This window comes from Nostoc sp. (assembly GCF_036917535.1).
Taxonomy (GTDB): Bacteria; Cyanobacteriota; Cyanobacteriia; order Cyanobacteriales; family Nostocaceae; genus Nostoc.
The window spans coordinates 1-16,669 of sequence record NZ_JBALDA010000011.1; the positions used below are offsets into that span (position 1 = coordinate 1).

The following is a 16,669-nucleotide window of genomic DNA, read 5'->3' on the forward strand; positions in this document are numbered from 1 at the left end:
TTTGAGATTTCAGCAATATTCTTGTTTTACTGTTATATTTTGCGCTCTTTATTTATCTTTTACGGGTTTATCCGGTTAGGTGCAAGATGTGAGTATTGAGCTTTGTATATTCTTCATATTCTTCTCGTGTCTAGGCAATAAGAAAGTAGAACCTAGTAGGCAAATGTTTTAAGAAGTTATAAAAAATACATATTTTCTTTTTCAAAGGCTGCGCTCGCCGCCTACGGTTTTTGATAGCCTATGCCTTGATTAACTTATACTACGCTCGAGAGCGATCGCCTACGAATAATATATGCGTGCAAGAATCACTATAAGTTATCAAAATTATCAATGCAGACATAAACCAACTTGGCGTTGCTGAATGGAGGGATGAATTGATTTATATAGGTACAATTTTATACTTTAAATAATAAAGTAATAATTTAATTGAGTGTCTCAGCATTTGTTCTGACTTGGAATAGCATAAAGTTTTTCTGTGAAGACGTGCAAGATAATGACGTAATCTGGTATTTTCATTTTCCACTCGCGTCATATATGTTTTACTCACAATTTGGTCTCCATCGGGTATAAAACTTGGGGTTTACCTTCCAGCCATCGGTCACATAAAAATAGCTTTTCCACTGTTCAACAATTTCCCATAATGGCTCAAATGTTCCGGCACTATGGTCTCCTAAAACCCATGCTAAAATACCTTGAGTAAAGTGATTTACTGCTGTCCACAGCCAGATTTTGTTTTTTTTGAACCGATGAATGTCTCTAATTCATCGAGTTCTCCAACTTCTGGTACGATATCTTCTTGTGGTACATCTGGCAGCTTTTCTCCTAGTTGTTTGACCCAATAAATGATAGTAGTATGATGTACACCTTTAACCCGTTCGATACCGCGAAAACCCATACCATTAAGGTACATTTTTAAACATTCTTGCTTTAGCTCTTCTGAGTATCCTTTTGGCGGATTGTACAGGTCAAGAAATTGGCGTTAGCGGAGCGGGGCGGAGCGGGGCGGAACGCACGTCGCAGTTGGTGCAAATGTGATTCTGTTTACCTCTTCGCTTTCCGTTTTTCCGAATTTCCGTAGACCCACAGTATGGACATTGCACAGTAGATGACCTCAATTCATCCCTCTATTATGCAACGCCCAACTTAACCAAGAATAGTGCAAACCATCCGCACCCATGCCAAAAGTTTAGCAATAAAACTCAACATTTAACTTTCTGTTAACACTAATTATATTGATGAATCGAATGTGAGATCCTCAAAAGGACATCTCACAACTTGTACTTAGAGTGATAGCAAAGCGATAATCACGATTAAACAACCACAAAGTTGTTTTTGGTTAACGTGAATTCGACAGATAGAAAAGCCCAAAAAACTTGCTAGATATGAATTTGCTTAATGTAGGTTAAACGACTACAAAGTTCTTTTCAGTTAGTGACAGTCCAGCAGATAGTTGTGCAAATTTTACCTGAGTAAATGTATTTGCACTGCCATCAAGGTCAAAATACAACGCACCTGTAATATTGTCATAGATAAATCGTTGACTGCTTGTTGTTGCAGATGTTCCAATAGTAAACTGACCTGCCTTAAGTGAAAATGTTGACAACCCGCCACCAAAACCATAAGTCGATACCTGAATCAGTTCATTAGTGGCATTGAAGTCATAAATAGTATCAACACCTTCATTGTAACTATTGAAAACAAAGGTATCAGTACCAGTTCCTCCATAGAAGCTATCATTCCCATCACCACCTGTGAGAATATTCTTACCAGAGGCACCATACGCTGTAAAAGTATCATTCCCATCACCACCTGTGAGAATATTCTTACCAGAGGCGCCATACACTGTAAAAGTATCATTGCCATCGCCGCCAAAGAGCAGGTTATCACCTGTTGAATAATCAGCCCTTAAGCTATCGTCACCTGCGCCTCCGTTGAGGGTGTTATTACCAGATGAACTAGATTCGTAGTCGCTAGCAGAACTACCTGAGATGTCAAGCTCATCATTGCCATCACCCCCAAAGAGCAGGTTATTGCCTTTTGAACCGCCAGCATTCAATCTATCGTTACCTGCACCTCCGTTAAGAGTGTTATTGCCCTCTGAGCGAGAGTTTATGGCGCTGTAACTGTCGCTGTAGCCAAAGACGGAGAGAGAATCATTGCCATCGCCCCCAGAGAGCAGGTTATCACCTTTTGAACCGCCAGCATTCAAGCTATCGTCACCAGCACCACCTTCTAGGATGTTATTCCCCAAGGAGCGAGAGTCGTAGGAGTACTCTAAAAAGTTGGTAGCAGACTTGTAGTTGCCAGAGATGTCAAGAGAATCATTGCCATCGCTTCCAGAGAGCAGGTTATTACCTGTTGAAGCGCTAGCATTCAAGCTATCGTCACCAATACCACCGTCTAGAGTATCATTGCCTATATGGTCAACGAGAGTATCATTTCCCACACCGCCAATGAGAATATCATTTCCTGCACCACCTCTCAAAAGGTCATTACCACTCAAGCCATTGATGATATCGTTACCTCCCTGACCATTGATGACATCATTGGAGTTGTCAAAACCCGTAATATTGTTGTCGAGGTCATTGAGGAAGGTAACAGTGTTCCTTTTAAATAGACTAGTTTGAGTGGAATTAGCATCAAACACATCAAAACTGTCGACGATGCTGGTTTGTCCGTCAAACAAGATATTGCCAATAGCTGGTTGGGAAGAAATTGCTGGCAGATTATCCAAGTTTTCTAATTTGAAGTTTTGCACAATGACTTTGTGCCTATTAGCAAAACCTTCAAAGGTAATTTCTAAATTGTTACCATTTTGAGTTAATTGCAGATTTTCAGCAGTGAAGATACTACCTGTAAATTGCAAGGTGTCTAAGGAGGCAATCACTGTTGCTGATGGATTTGAGCCTTTACCTACGCCACCAAAATCGGTGATAATATTATTACCGTCATCCACATTGTAAACAAATTTATCATTGCCAGCGCCACCAGTTAGGGTGTTGTTACCTTCCCCACCTCTAAAGATATCATTGCCAGCGCCACCAGTTAGGGTGTTGTTACCTTCCCCACCTGTCAGGCTATCATTACCTGCACCGCCAGTTAGGGTGTCGTTACCACCATAGCCCGCAAAGAGCGTATCGTCCCCATCGTTCCCCACGATGTTGTCATCGTAATATGTACCTGAGATATTTAATCGTTCAATATTCTTGTAGTCAACCCGATTTGTGCCCGCTGTAATTTCTCCCTTGTTTGTAGTGGCATTAAAAATCGTTGTTATCGCCTTTGTATTTACATTATTGTAACCAACGGACAACACATCATCACCTGCTCCCCCATCTATCGTATCTTTGCCACCATAGCCCCCAGAGAGTGTATCGTTCCCACTGTTCCCAATAATGTTGTCATTGTCAGTTGTACCAAAAATATTTAATCGCTCGATATTTTTGTAGTTAACCTGATTCGTGCCTGCTGTAATTACTCCAATGTTGGTAGTGGCATTGAAAGTCGTTGTTATTGCCCCAAGAGTATTGCTGTCTCTGTAATCAACGGACAATTCATCGTCACCTGCTCCCCCATCGATTGTATCTTTGCCACCATTGCCCCAAGAAAGCGTATCATTCCCATTGCTCCCTACAATGTTGTCATCGTAGCCTGTACCTAAGATATTTAATCGTTCGATATTCTTGTAACTAACCCGATACGTGCCCGCTTTCATTTCTCCAATGTTAGTAGTAGGATTGAAAGTCGAAATTATCCCTACTGTAGCCAAGCTGTAATCGACGGATAACAAATCCTTACCCTCATCTCCATCTACCGTTTGAGTCACTAAATTAGAGAGGGCAGTATCTGGGGATAACGTGGTTAGATAGAAAGAATCATTGCCATTGCCCCCAGAAAAGAAGTTATTACCTGTTGTATGCCGAGCACGGAATGTATCGTCACCAGCACCACCGTTGAGGGTGTTATTACCTGAGGAAGGGTAATAATTCCCCGCTGAAGTGCCGTACAGAACGAAATCGCCAGAGATGTCAAGCTCATCATTGCCATCGCCCCCAGAGAGCAAGTTATTGCCTGTTGAAAACTCAGCACGCAATGTATCATCACCAGCACCACCGTTGAGGGTGTTATTGCCTAAAGAATTAAAATTAAAGTACCCTCTATAATAATTAACACCAGAGGTAGAGAGAGAATCATTGCCATCACCCCCAGAGAGTAAATTATTGCCTGATGGAGACCGAGCAGACAAGGTATCGTCACCAGCGCCACCTTCTAAAGTGTTATTGCCTGAAGAAGCAATATAGGTGTATCCTGGGTAAATATCAAGCTCAGAGGTGTCAAGCTCATCATTGCCATCACCCCCAGAAAGTAAGTTATTGCCTTCTGAACCCTGAGCATACAATTGATCATCACCAGCGCCACCGTTGAGAATATTATTGCCTTTTGAAGAGTTAACATTCAAGATATCATTGCCCACATCACCAATGAGAGTATTATTCCCTGTACCACCCCTCAAAAGGTCGTCGCCACTTTTGCCATCAATGATGTCATCACCCCCCTGACCATTTATGACATCATCTGAGTCGTCAAAGCCGTTAACATTATTGTTCAGGTCGTTAAGGAAGGTGACTGTGTTCTTGTTGAAAATATTGTTTTGAGTGGAGTTAGCATTGAAAACATCTAAGCTGTCTTTATTACTAGTTTCCCCATCTTCCCCATCATTATTAAACAGTATATTGCCCAAGTCTACAGTTGCTCCAGTAGGTTTGTTAAGATTATCCAGATTTTCCAAAGCAAAGTTTTGCAGAATGACTTTGGGACTATAGTCTTCTTCAAAGGTGATTTCCAGATTGTTGCCATTCTGGGTCAGCAGTAGATTTTCAGCAGGTAAAGAGCTTGAAAATATTAGGGTGTCCACTTCAGCAATTACTTCTGCCAAGGGATTTACGCCTTTACCTGTGCCACCAAAATCGGTGATGGTATAAACGTTGTCGGTAACGTAGTAAAAATCCTTGCCGCCTCCACCAGTCAAGGTGTCGTTGCCATCATTGCTACCCTGTAGGGTGTCATTACCGTTGGTTCCAATGATATTTGCCATAACTTTTACCTACCTAAATCGATTTTTTCAGTAATTTTAGTTCTCACATTGCTATTTGTGCTGTTTTTGAACACAAAGAATTCACCAAAAATTTACATTTTTACCATTCTTTATCTGTCACCCTCGATCAACAGTAATATTTCTTAAATATTCACCTGATTAAAAGGCTTTTTAGTAGTGCTAAATCTAACTATCTCAGACTATCTAAGTCTTAATTACTGTACAAATATATGAGCGTATGTATTCAGAATAATCGGTGATTTAAAGCTTTATTAATCATCTTTGTTCAGTAGTAAATACTGAAAGTTTATCAAAAAAACTGATAATTTAATGCCTAAAATACATCTTTATATATTTGGTTTTTTACCAGTATCTAAGTTCTACTAGAAGATGAAATAATCAGCAGTTGACTCCTAATCGGGAAAAAGATTTTGATGCCTTCCTTGTAGGCTGTTATTCGTGGGTGTGTAGCTTGAAAATAGAGAACATTTTAATAGCTTTAAAATAACTACATAGTCAATATAATACTTAGATGTCTATACTTAAATACTCGTCTTTGCATACTCTTTACATTACTGACTGAAAAATGTATACATAAATATTGAGCTTTGTATATTCTTCATATTCTTCTCGTGTCTAGGCAATGAGAAAGCATAACTCATACCAATTCAAAATTCACGCATTCAAAATTCACGCATTAAGAAAGCCAGGCAGAACAAAAATATATCCTGTATGTATCTGTCGCATTCTTTTTTCAAATCGATATCAGTAGGTAAATGTTTTGATGAGCAACAAAAAATACATATTTTATTTTTGAAAGGCTGCGATCGCACCAATTAGCTTATTCTGGTCAACTGTGGTAATTGCCTGGGTGCCATTCTCTGCAACCTTGACTGTCAGTTTACCTTTGCAAGAAGGAGAACGTATAGGGCGGCAAAAACAAGGGCGATCGCTTGTCCTTTTAAAAATATTTCAACTGGATTTGGATATTGGTATCTGGTCCTGCTACTAAAAATGCTGCTTCGCTAAATTTAGGCGCTCTTGTGCGAATTTCTGGATTGCTAGAAAATCCAAAACCTTCGCTTGGTATACCAAAAATATTGCTATTGAGAATGCGGTCATTATTTTGATCGTGGAAGACAGCAACGGCGTAACTACCTGCTTTCAAGTTATCAAAGGTAATTGGTAAGGGATTTTCAGTAATCTTGGTACACTGCTTTTGTAAGACGCGATCGCGATCGCTAGGAAATCCTTTACTGCTAGCAAATATACTGGCACAGACTTGTCCTTCTTTATTCTTCAAGCCATCAATTTCCACGGTGAGTTTGCCGTTAAAATTTGCCTTGGCACTAAATGACCATGCCAAATTTCCCATCACTGCCAATAGCAGCATACTAACTCTTAAGCCTTTAAGCATAAAATTTTCACAAGGTAAACAGATTTCCCACGCTTATCTTGAGATAGCGGCTTGACCGAGCTATTTATACAAGATACAGCGTTTTGCAACTACATGACTCACATAGAATTGTTACAACAAGGCTAACAAACCTAATTTCCTTAAAGAAACCGGGTTTAGAGTACCTGTAATATGGGAGACTTGGCAATATTCCCTATAAATCAGATTTAAGATGAGTAACACAATTTCGGATATTGCAGTCAAAACCATCAACGGTGAAGATAAGCAATTAAACGACTACACTGGGAAGATACTCTTAATTGTAAATGTAGCTTCCTTCTGCGGTTATACTTCTCAATACGAGGGGTTAGAAAAGTTGAACCAAAAGTATGGAGAAGCAGGTTTACGTATTTTGGGGTTCCCTTGTAACGATTTTGGAGCGCAGGAACCAGGAAGCAATGAAGAAATTGTACAATTCTGCACGAGTAAATATGGTGTTACCTTTGAACTATTTGATAAAGTTCATACCAAAGGCTCACAGCAGCATCCACTTTATGAGCGACTTACTAAAGCCGTTGAGCCAACGGGAACTGTTGCTTGGAACTTTGAAAAATTTTTAGTTAATAAGCAAGGTGAAGTGGTAGCTCGATTTAATAGTAGTGTCCAGCCAAATTCACCAGAGATAATTGCCATAATTGAAAAAGAATTAGAAAAATAGTAATTAGTCATTAGTTTGTACTATTGGTATTGATTTTTAGCAGTTCCTTAATTGAGAAGATTTTCTCAATTAGTAGTTTAATTTATTTGTGTCTAATTTGTCATGAACCTTGCAATCATTGGTTGTGGTTATGTTGGTTATAAAGTTGCTCAATATTGGCAGCAAGATATGAATTTTGTTGTCAGTGTAACCACAACTTCGCCTGAGCGTGTCCCTGCCCTACAATCAGTATCTCAAAGAGTTGTAGTTACCTGTGGTAATGACATAGATAGTCTAAAATCAGTTTTGCATAATCAAGATGTTGTACTTTTGAGTGTTGGGGCAAAAAGTGGAGAAGTTTATGAAGAAACTTATCTACAAACTGCCCAAACTTTAGTTTCATGTTTACAGCAGATTAAGAGTGTAAAACAATTAATATACACAGGTAGTTATACTGTATATGGTGACAGGAATGGTGTATGGGTAGATGAAGAAACACCGCTTGCACCTGCTAATTTAAATGCACAAATTCTCCGCAAAACAGAAGATGTGTTGCTATCAGCATCTAGCGAAAATCTCCGTGTTTGTATTTTCCGCTTAGGAGGGATTTATGGAACTGGTAGAGAACTGTTGAAAATATTTGGTAGATATTCTGGTACAACCCGTCCGGGCAATGGTGAGGATACTACAAATTGGGTTCATTTAGATGATATTGTTGGTGCGATAGAATTTGCTCGTCACCGTCGGTTACAAGGAATTTACAATCTGGTAGATGATGCACATCTCACTAGCCGAGACTTGCTAGATAGCTTATTTGAAAAACATAGTTTTCCCAAAGTAGAATGGGATACATCTATCAAGAGTACTCGCCCATATAATGCTTGGGTGTCGAATGAAAAGCTCAAAGAAGCTGGATACGAGTTGATTCATCCACAGATGATTTTTTAGCAAGTATTAAAAACTCGGAATTATGCAACCATCTGCTGTAGCTAACACAACCAATTTGACAGCATCTCCTAGCCAGTTTTATAGTTGGCAGAATTATCGTTGTGCCTACGAAGTTCATCAACCAATCAATACAACATCTGAGGGCATTCCTTTACTATTAATTCATCCGATTGGCGTGGGATTGTCGCGGCGATTTTGGCAGCGATTTTGTCGCGAGTGGTATAATACAGGTCAGTGTAATTCAATTTACAACCCTGTTTACTAGGATGTGGTGAAAGTGATATGCCCCGTATAGCCTACGCTCCTAGTGATTGGGCAGAACAGTTGCAGTCCTTTTTACAAACAGTAGTCCAAAAACCTTATGAATCAACCATTGAATTTGTAGCGGCGATCGCTCCATTCATTAATGAAGTTTCTTAGCCGATTGATAGTTACATTGTACCAGTTCTCTCATGATAGTTTATGACTGGAATTGATTACTAAAGGCAAGCAAAATTATGTTACCCAATCATCGAGGACAAAGAGTACCAAATGTCACTTTTCATACTCGCAAGGACAACCAGTGGGTAGATGTAACAACCGATGAGCTATTTGCTAATAAGACAATAGTTGTCTTCTCTTTACCGGGTGCTTATACTCCGACTTGTTCATCTACTCATCTCCCTGGCTACAACGAATTAGCTCCAGTTTTCAAAGAAAATGGTGTCGATGACATTATCTGTATTTCTGTCAATGATACCTTTGTGATGAACGAATGGGCGAAGGATCAAGAGGCAGAAAATATCACATTAATTCCTGATGGCAATGGTGAATTTACTGAAGGTATGGGTCTGTTGGTAGATAAATCAGACTTGGGGTTTGGGAAGCGATCGTGGCGTTATTCTATGCTGGTGAGAGATGGTGTAATTAACCAGATGTTTATTGAACCAGAGGAGCCAGGAGATCCCTTTAAGGTGTCTGATGCTGAGACAATGCTCAGATATATCAATCCTCAAGCAGTGAAGCCCGAAGTAGTTTCCCTATTTGCGAAAGTGGGTTGTCCTTTCTGTGCCCGTGCTAAGGCAATGCTCAAGGAACATGGCATCAACTACGAAGAAATTACCTTGGGCAAGGATATCACCACACGGTCGTTAAAAGCAGTTACAGGTGCGACAACAGTTCCCCAAGTATTTATCGATGGTAAATTAATTGGTGGTTCTGAGGCATTAGAAGCTTACTTCGCTGCTAAATAGGGTTGAGTAGGGTTGCAATACTGCGTAGTGGCGTGGCAAGACTAAAATGTTGCAATAAATTTTCTTGTAGTGTGGGCATCTTGCCCGCACTGGACGGGCGAGACGCCCATTCCACAAGAGTTTTCTAATGCACTATTTTAAGCTTGCCACGCCAGTAGGTTTTGCTTAAAAAATAGAAATGTGTAAGTTGGTGAACCACTGCGCCCTTGTGGTTTCTTGACTTGTTCGCTTTTAGCATTCTTGCAGGGTAGCAAGTGGCGTTTGAGGAACAAAACCCAACATTTTGCGGGGTTTGTTAGGTAACACTTAAGCTCAACCCAACCTACGAATATTCTTAACCGAGCGGTATTGAGTTAGGGTACACAGTCATCAATTGTATCTACTTCAGGTGAAAGTCATGATATTTTTGACCGTAGCCTTGATTTGTGAGAATTGAAAACCATAGATTCCCGACTTCGTAAATGTTGTCGGGGATTTTGTTTTTCGTCAGCAGTTAACAAATCTTCAGATGGGTAGATGTATTTTTGTCCAGCTATTCACTAGCGATCGTATAAAATTGATTCGGATTGAATTTACATTTATTTAAAATACAATATGTTTGCCAGAATTCGCCAAATTTTGAGTCAATTTTTTAGTAAATCAAGGACAATCAACAACGAACCACTGAATCAAGTCAGTTTAATTGTCATTATTATAATTGATATTTTTATCTTAATTAATGTTTTTACCGGACTCGATGATATTAGCAGATGGCATATCAGTCCGATTGAGGCTTATCCATGTTATTCAGAGTGGCAAAATTACCGGACAAAAACTACTAAAGATAAAGACTATGAAATTGTTAGACTTTCATTGTCATCTTACACGAACAATCAATTTAATTTTCGGCAAAACTATCAACAAGCCGAAGCAGGACATCTGGGTAAGGTTTCTCAAACGTGCTTGCAATATGCCGATTACAAAGATAAGATTAATAATCCTGAAAAGCAGCAAATTATCAAAACAATCGATCAAAAACAAGCAAAAATTAGTAAGCTTGAACAAGCCAATAGCACTATTAAATCTCAGTATGACTCAACGCTATTAGAAAAAATTGCAGGTCAGAGCCGCGAACAATCAATTAATCAAGTCAGTGCAGAAAAAGCTAAACGGGCATTAGAAGAAAATAATCGCCAAATTTCTACTCTTAAACAAGAAAATTTCACTCTTAAAAATGAACTACTTGCCAAACCGGAAAGCATAAATTTTATAGCCTTTCTTAAAGATGACAATCGATTTCAAGAAGTAGATAAAGGCTATCAGCAGTCATCATTTTGGTATCCAAGTATTCAGCTTGGTTTTCAGTCTCTCTTTCTTTTACCACTGATTCTCATTGCCTTATCAGTTCATAAATTTGCCCAAAGAAGAGGATATGGACTCGTTTCGCTAATTAGCTGGCATTTGCTAGTTATCTTTTTTATCCCATTAATCGTTAAAATATTTGAATTTCTGCAAATAGGTGCAATATTTAGATTTTTATTTGATATAGTCAGCGCCATTTTTGGTGGTTTACTTTTCCTGATAAATTATGTTTATATCTTGCTGATTCCAATTATTGGTTTTGGAATCATCCAGTTTTTTCAAAAATTTGTCTTTAACGCTAAAGTCCAAGCAGCTAGCAGAGTTCAAAAATCACGCTGTGTTAATTGTGCCAAGAAAATTCGACATCTTGATACTTACTGTCCACACTGCGGTTATTATCAGTACATTGAATGCCAAAACTGTCATAATCTTACTTATAAACATTTGTCGTACTGTAAACATTGTGGAACTTCTCAAGTTTCCAATAATTTGTAATTAGTGAAGTCGTTGATCGGCCTTTTTAGCTTAGATATGGAAAAAGCGAAACAAATTAATAAAGAGAGTCAGTCGCCGTTTGATTTTCTCGAAAACCTGTTGATTGCTCGTTGGCGATCGCTCTTACTCCTTTTGATCGGAGTCTATTTACCTTTGCAGATTTTTGAAATCCTGACAGTGAGGATATGGGAAAATCAAGCGGGCTTTCCGTGGGATGTACCGATTTTGTTAGCAGTTCATTCTACAACAAACCCACAGTTAGATGTTTTAGCTGTCACCCTAGCTATAATTGGGTTGCCTTGGATGGCAATGCTGATTTTGGGTGCGATCGCCCTGATGTTACTACTTCAAAAACGCTGGCGATCCCTAGCTTATCTACTCACCGCCTCAGCAGGAAGCATCATTATCAACCGCACAGCAAAGGAATTAATGCATCGAGTGCGTCCACAATTGTGGCAGTCCATTGCACCGGAGTCTAGTTTTGCATTTCCCAGCGCTCATGCGATGACTAGTGTAACTCTGGTAGCAATTTTACTATTTTTAACTTGGGCTAGCTCCTGGCGCTGGTTGGTTCTTATATTAGGCAGCTTATACATAATAGCTATTGCGTGGTGTCGTCTCTATCTAGGGGTTCATTTTCCCAGTGACATTCTCGCAGGTTGGATGGTTACATTAGGTTGGACAATTGGTGTCAGTCTGATTATCAAACCGTATATAACTATAGCCAAATCCTTAGATGGCGAACGTCCTAAAGATGAAACTACCTTACTACCAGAAGAAATAAAGTCGATAAATGAGGAGTAATATCAGCCCTCACCCTAAATCTTTCTCCCAAGCTTGCTATCCATTACCCGGATCTTTCTCAACATTTGTGAGAGTATTCACTCACGTTTTTTCTAACCCTTATGATTTCGTCGTTAATTCTCAATAAAAACGTAATTTTATAGCACTCGCCATCTTTTCTTACAATGATTATCATTATTAGAGTTGGTGAATTTATTCCTTGGAAGTTCCCTACCTTGCCATGATCAGTATTATGGTTAGGCGACTTGCTTAAATTTTGACTCCCTATAACTTTTCAAACAACCTCTAAGACTTTGGTTTATAAGTCGAAGCAACATGTAATTCTTTCAACTGTTTAGCATCTATACTCGAAGGCGCATCTGTTAACAAACAACGTGCTTGTTGTGTCTTTGGAAAAGCAATGACATCCCGAATGGATTCTTCTCCAGCTAGCAACATTACCAAACGATCTAAACCGTAGGCGATACCACCATGCGGCGGTGTACCATATTCAAATGCTTCTAAAAGAAAGCCAAATTTACTTTGTGCTTCTTCTGGAGATAAACCGATCGCTTCAAACACCTGCTGTTGAATTTCTCGCTGATAAATCCGCAGACTTCCGCCGCCAATTTCTACGCCGTTAAGTACCAAGTCGTAAGCTTGGGCGCGTGCAGTCTTTAAGTCGCTCAAATCATCAGGATGTGGTGCTGTAAACGGGTGGTGTAGTGCTTCTAGGCGTTTTTCGTCAGCATTCCACTCAAACATCGGAAAGTCTGTGATCCACAGCAAGTTGATTTTTTCTGAATCGATTAAGCCAAATTCTCTAGCGATCGCTTGTCGTAATCTATCTAAAGTTTTATTAACTGTAGCAGCATCACCAGCCCCAAACAATAGCAAATGTCCAGCTTTTGCACCTGTACGGCGCAAAATTTCTTGTTTTTGTTCTTCGCTTAAGTTGTCTTTAATCGCGCCAATAGTATCAATTTCGCCATCATCCCTGACACGGATAAAAGCTAAACCTTTAGCACCGGCTTCGCTGGCTTCTTTAAATAAGTCGCCACCTGGTTTAATACGGACATTAGAAATTACATCATTACCGTTGGGAATGGGGAGGATTTTGACGATACCACCATTGGTAACAGTATCCCGAAAGACTTTGAAACTAGTGTCTTTGACGATATCTGAGACATCAACTAATTCCAAACCATAACGTGTATCTGGTTTATCACTACCGTAGCGTTCCATCCCCTCAGCATAAGTGAGACGAGGGAAAGGGCGCTGTAACTCAATGCCTTTAACTGTTTTGTAGATATGGCAAACTAAATTCTCATTTAGTTCGATAATTTCTTCTTGAGACATGAAGCTCATTTCCATATCCAACTGCGTGAATTCTGGTTGTCTGTCGGCGCGTAAATCTTCATCACGAAAGCAACGGGCAATCTGATAATATCTATCTAAACCGGATACCATCAGCAATTGTTTAAATAGCTGGGGTGATTGCGGCAAAGCATACCACTCACCGGGATTGACGCGACTGGGTAGAACGTAATCCCGCGCTCCTTCTGGGGTAGAACGGGTAAGGATTGGGGTTTCGACTTCGATAAAATTTTCCAAATCTTCTAGATAACGACGCATGGCTTTGACAATTTGATGACGCAGTTGCAAATTTTGCGCCATACGTTCGCGCCGTAAATCCAAATAACGATATTTAAGCCGTAAGTCTTCCCGCACTGTTTCGGTGTCAGCTACAGAAACTTGGAAAGGTAACTGTTTGCGAACAGCATTGAGTAGTTTAATTTTATCAGCGTAAATTTCCACCTCGCCTGTGGGGATGCGGGTATTCAACGATTCTTCAGGACGTTGTGTTACCCTACCAGTGATTTCGACGACATATTCATTTCGCAGGGCGTTCGCATATTCGTAAGAATCTGGGGTGCGTTGCGGATCGCTGACGATTTGGACAGTTCCAGAGCGATCGCGTAAATCTAAAAATATCACACCACCATGATCGCGGCGACGGTCTATCCATCCGTAAAAGGTAACAGTTTCTCCAATATGTTCTTTTCGGAGTTCGCCGCAATAGTGAGTTCGCATAAGTCTTAGTTATTGTTTCCGGGCTAGAGTGGCAAGAAAATGTCAAAGCCTTCCCATTATCTAGCATCAATAGTAATTGTAGTAGTTCTGGTGAAAGAAAAAATCAAATAATCTCACACTGATATTAGGACTTATGCATTCACAGAGTGATATAAATAATGCGTATTTGAGATAAGTGTCGTCTACTCACAGGATTTGGAGAATAAGTTGCGCTCATTTTTCCATTGATGGATGATAAGCAGTATCAGTAAATAAACCACCCTTGGATATGACACCTGTTACAAATTCTTCAAAGGAACCCCCAAAGTTGCAACGCAATACGCTGCAATTGCGCCATGCGGTCGTTATGGCAGTTGCTGCTATGTCTCCGGTGGGAGCCATCTTTTTTAATACTATTCCACAAGCGGGACTCGTCGGTGCAGCGATGCCGTTGTGCTACATCATTGGTTTTGTGGTGGCTTTGCTAGTTGCTGATCAAATTAGCATACTTGCAGCCGAGTTCCCCGCGAGTGGCTCGTTGTATACCTTTGTGACTCAAGGATTAGGAGTACGCTGGGGCTTTCTCGCTGGCTGGTTGAGTTTAATTTCTTTTGGTGTAGCTATTGCCTTTATCTTTCTAGTAATGAGTGCAAATTTTCAAGATTTGTTGCTGCACTGGTTTGGCGTACACCTAAACTGGACATTATGGTATTGCTTGTTCGCTTTGATCGTCGGGCTAGTGTGTTATCGTGGCATTCGCTTCTCGCTGCAATTGGATCTGACGCTATTGATGTTTGAAATCGGCGTTTGTCTGTTGCTGGCGCTCATCGTGTTGATGCAAGCTGGCAAAACCGGACAACTGACACTCGTACCCTTCACGCTAACAGGACTACCACAGCACAGTAACCTGGTTGGCGGTGTCATTTTGTCCATCCTCAGTTTCATCGGGTTTGAATCGGCAACCACGTTGGGTGAAGAAGTTCAAAACCCCCGACAGTCAATTCCGAAAGCGACGCTGATCACCCTAGTTTTAGTCGGCGTGTTCTATGTACTGATGTCATATGTAGCAACGCTGGGATATGGCATTCATAACATGGCAGCCTTGGCCCAAGATGCTGCCCCCTTCGATACGATTGCGCGTCACGTTTGGGGCAATGGGTTCGCCTTATTGATTGATTTTGCCGGAATTATGGCTGGATATGCCAGTGTCGTTGCCTTTCTCAACGCTTGTGCTCGGATTGTCTATGCCATAAGTCGAGAAGAACTATTTCCCCATTGGTTAGCGCACATTCATCCCACTTATCACACACCGACAAATGCCATCTTGGGGTTGATTGGCAGTTCTGCGTTTGTGGGGCTGGGATTGGGAATATTATGGACACCGATTCAAGCGTTTGGGTTTCTGGGAATAGTCTTAACGCTGGCTGCCCTAGTGATCTATGGATTGACTAGTTTGGCGTGTTTTCGATATTTATTGATAAAACGCCGCACTCAGTTGGAGCAAAACTCTACGAATCGCTTTGGTTGGTTGCGTTACGCTCTGCTACCTTGGCTGTCAATAATTGCGATTATTGGTGTTCTAGTTGGCAACCTTTATCCCCTTCCACCAGCACCGCTTCACTTAGCACCAGTTGTTGTCTTAATTTGGCTAATTTTGGGCATTGGAGTGTTAAGGTTCCTGCAAACTCACAAACCCGAAGCTATTCGTCAAGCAGGTAGGCTATTTGTCGTTGATGAAACTGAAACCCTCGGTTAGAACAATGTAACCCGCTTTTGTCACTTTGGGAGAATCTAATCGCTTAAACGGTTACGGAGCTTTAATTTCTACTTTTTGTCTAGAAATTTTAGTTTCTGTTAGAAAATAAAGCTTCAAACCCCGATTAAATCCAAGTCTCAGAATTTAGCTGAGATTATTGTTTTCCGAGAGTAACAAGAGAGGATTATACCAATTCAAAATTCAAAATTCAAAATTCAAAATTCAGAAAGGCAGACAGAACAAAGGTTTGAGAGTATGTATCTGTCGTATTCTTTTTTCAAATTGGTATTAGTACAGCCTCTTAATAAAAAGTAAGGACTTAATGCACAGGATAAATTTTTTGTCAATGCGTAAGTCCTAGATAATATTCAGCTATTTTGGTTGATTAGGACGATTTTCTTGAGGAAAGGCTCCGCCATCGCCAGGAGGATGAGGTGGAACACCTAATGCATCGATCAACTGTTGTTCAGTGACACCCAGTTTTGCTGCTGCCGCTTTCAAATCAGGTCTGGGTGGGCGTTGATTGCGATCGCCTGGATTTGGCGGATTGGCAGGGACTCCCAATGCCGCCTTTAATTGTGCTTCTGTAACTCCTAACTTTGTCGCTGCGGCTTTCAAATCAGGTCTGGGTGGGTGCTGAGTGCGATCGCCTGGATTTGGCGGATTGGCAGGAGCTCCCAATGCCGCTTTTAACTGGGCTTCTGTAACTCCTAACTTTGTCGCTGCGGCTTTCAAATCAGGTCTGGGTGGGTGCTGATTGCGATCGCCTGGATTTGGCGGATTGGCAGGAGCTCCCAATGCCGCTTTTAACTGGGCTTCTGTAACTCCTAACTTTGTCGCTGCGGCTTTCAAA

General features: G+C 40.5%; 10 protein-coding genes and 2 pseudogenes. 7 read left to right on the forward strand and 5 right to left on the reverse strand.

Features of this window, described 5'->3' with window-relative positions; genetic code table 11:
- Positions 1-379 precede the first annotated feature (379 nt).
- The 3 genes and pseudogenes from V7K56_RS02810 to V7K56_RS02820 all read right to left on the reverse strand — a co-directional run bounded on the left by V7K56_RS02810 (position 380) and on the right by V7K56_RS02820 (position 6,512).
- Positions 380-1,100: pseudogene (locus V7K56_RS02810) on the reverse strand (IS1 family transposase).
- A 302-nt stretch (positions 1,101-1,402) separates the two neighbouring features.
- Entirely contained in the window at positions 1,403-5,095 is a 3,693-nt protein-coding gene (locus tag V7K56_RS02815) for a beta strand repeat-containing protein (RefSeq protein WP_334907399.1), read from the reverse strand.
- A 961-nt stretch (positions 5,096-6,056) separates the two neighbouring features.
- On the reverse strand, positions 6,057-6,512 hold the full coding sequence (locus V7K56_RS02820; protein WP_334907401.1) for a DUF2141 domain-containing protein: 456 nt from the start codon (positions 6,510-6,512) through the stop codon (positions 6,057-6,059).
- Between the two features lie 211 nt (positions 6,513-6,723).
- Here V7K56_RS02820 and V7K56_RS02825 point away from each other — a divergent pair, with 211 nt between their 5' ends.
- The 6 genes and pseudogenes from V7K56_RS02825 to V7K56_RS02850 all read left to right on the forward strand — a co-directional run bounded on the left by V7K56_RS02825 (position 6,724) and on the right by V7K56_RS02850 (position 12,008).
- Positions 6,724-7,209: a glutathione peroxidase gene (locus tag V7K56_RS02825; RefSeq protein ID WP_334907403.1), complete on the forward strand. Its 486-nt coding sequence runs from the start codon at positions 6,724-6,726 to the stop codon at positions 7,207-7,209.
- A 102-nt stretch (positions 7,210-7,311) separates the two neighbouring features.
- Positions 7,312-8,136 carry an SDR family oxidoreductase gene (locus V7K56_RS02830; RefSeq protein WP_334907405.1) on the forward strand — a complete coding sequence of 275 codons (825 nt, stop codon included), beginning with the start codon at positions 7,312-7,314 and terminating at the stop codon, positions 8,134-8,136.
- Positions 8,137-8,158: 22 nt separating this feature from the next.
- A pseudogene (locus V7K56_RS02835) lies at positions 8,159-8,496 on the forward strand (alpha/beta fold hydrolase); the annotation flags it as partial.
- 137 nt (positions 8,497-8,633) lie between these two features.
- Positions 8,634-9,368, forward strand: a complete 735-nt coding sequence (locus V7K56_RS02840) for a glutathione peroxidase (protein ID WP_334907407.1) — start codon at positions 8,634-8,636, stop codon at positions 9,366-9,368.
- Positions 9,369-9,962: 594 nt separating this feature from the next.
- Entirely contained in the window at positions 9,963-11,204 is a 1,242-nt protein-coding gene (locus tag V7K56_RS02845; RefSeq protein WP_334907409.1) for a hypothetical protein, read from the forward strand.
- A 36-nt stretch (positions 11,205-11,240) separates the two neighbouring features.
- The gene (locus V7K56_RS02850; RefSeq protein ID WP_334907411.1) at positions 11,241-12,008 is read left to right on the forward strand and encodes a phosphatase PAP2 family protein; all 768 of its coding nucleotides are present in this window, start codon (positions 11,241-11,243) and stop codon (positions 12,006-12,008) included.
- Positions 12,009-12,293: 285 nt separating this feature from the next.
- Here the strand turns inward: V7K56_RS02850 and aspS are convergent, their stop codons facing one another.
- A complete protein-coding gene (gene aspS, locus V7K56_RS02855; RefSeq protein ID WP_334907413.1) occupies positions 12,294-14,081 on the reverse strand; it encodes an aspartate--tRNA ligase in 1,788 nt (595 codons plus the stop codon).
- Positions 14,082-14,349: 268 nt separating this feature from the next.
- Here aspS and V7K56_RS02860 point away from each other — a divergent pair, with 268 nt between their 5' ends.
- On the forward strand, positions 14,350-15,816 hold the full coding sequence (locus V7K56_RS02860; RefSeq protein ID WP_334907415.1) for an APC family permease: 1,467 nt from the start codon (positions 14,350-14,352) through the stop codon (positions 15,814-15,816).
- A 372-nt stretch (positions 15,817-16,188) separates the two neighbouring features.
- Here the strand turns inward: V7K56_RS02860 and V7K56_RS02865 are convergent.
- Positions 16,189-16,669, reverse strand: a 481-nt coding sequence (locus tag V7K56_RS02865; RefSeq protein WP_334907417.1) for a hypothetical protein, incomplete at its 5' end; no start/stop codon positions are given.

Bases quoted from the DNA above. Each gene is read 5' to 3' on its own strand.
- V7K56_RS02830 (WP_334907405.1), top strand. From the start codon at position 7,312: ATGAACCTTGCAATCATTGGTTGTGGTTATGTTGGTTATAAAGTTGCT.
- V7K56_RS02825 (WP_334907403.1), top strand. From the start codon at position 6,724: ATGAGTAACACAATTTCGGATATTGCAGTCAAAACCATCAACGGTGAA.
- V7K56_RS02820 (WP_334907401.1), bottom strand. From the start codon at position 6,512: ATGCTTAAAGGCTTAAGAGTTAGTATGCTGCTATTGGCAGTGATGGGA.
- V7K56_RS02845 (WP_334907409.1), top strand. From the start codon at position 9,963: ATGTTTGCCAGAATTCGCCAAATTTTGAGTCAATTTTTTAGTAAATCA.
- V7K56_RS02860 (WP_334907415.1), top strand. From the start codon at position 14,350: ATGACACCTGTTACAAATTCTTCAAAGGAACCCCCAAAGTTGCAACGC.
- V7K56_RS02850 (WP_334907411.1), top strand. From the start codon at position 11,241: ATGGAAAAAGCGAAACAAATTAATAAAGAGAGTCAGTCGCCGTTTGAT.
- V7K56_RS02815 (WP_334907399.1), bottom strand. From the start codon at position 5,095: ATGGCAAATATCATTGGAACCAACGGTAATGACACCCTACAGGGTAGC.
- aspS (WP_334907413.1), bottom strand. From the start codon at position 14,081: ATGCGAACTCACTATTGCGGCGAACTCCGAAAAGAACATATTGGAGAA.
- V7K56_RS02840 (WP_334907407.1), top strand. From the start codon at position 8,634: ATGTTACCCAATCATCGAGGACAAAGAGTACCAAATGTCACTTTTCAT.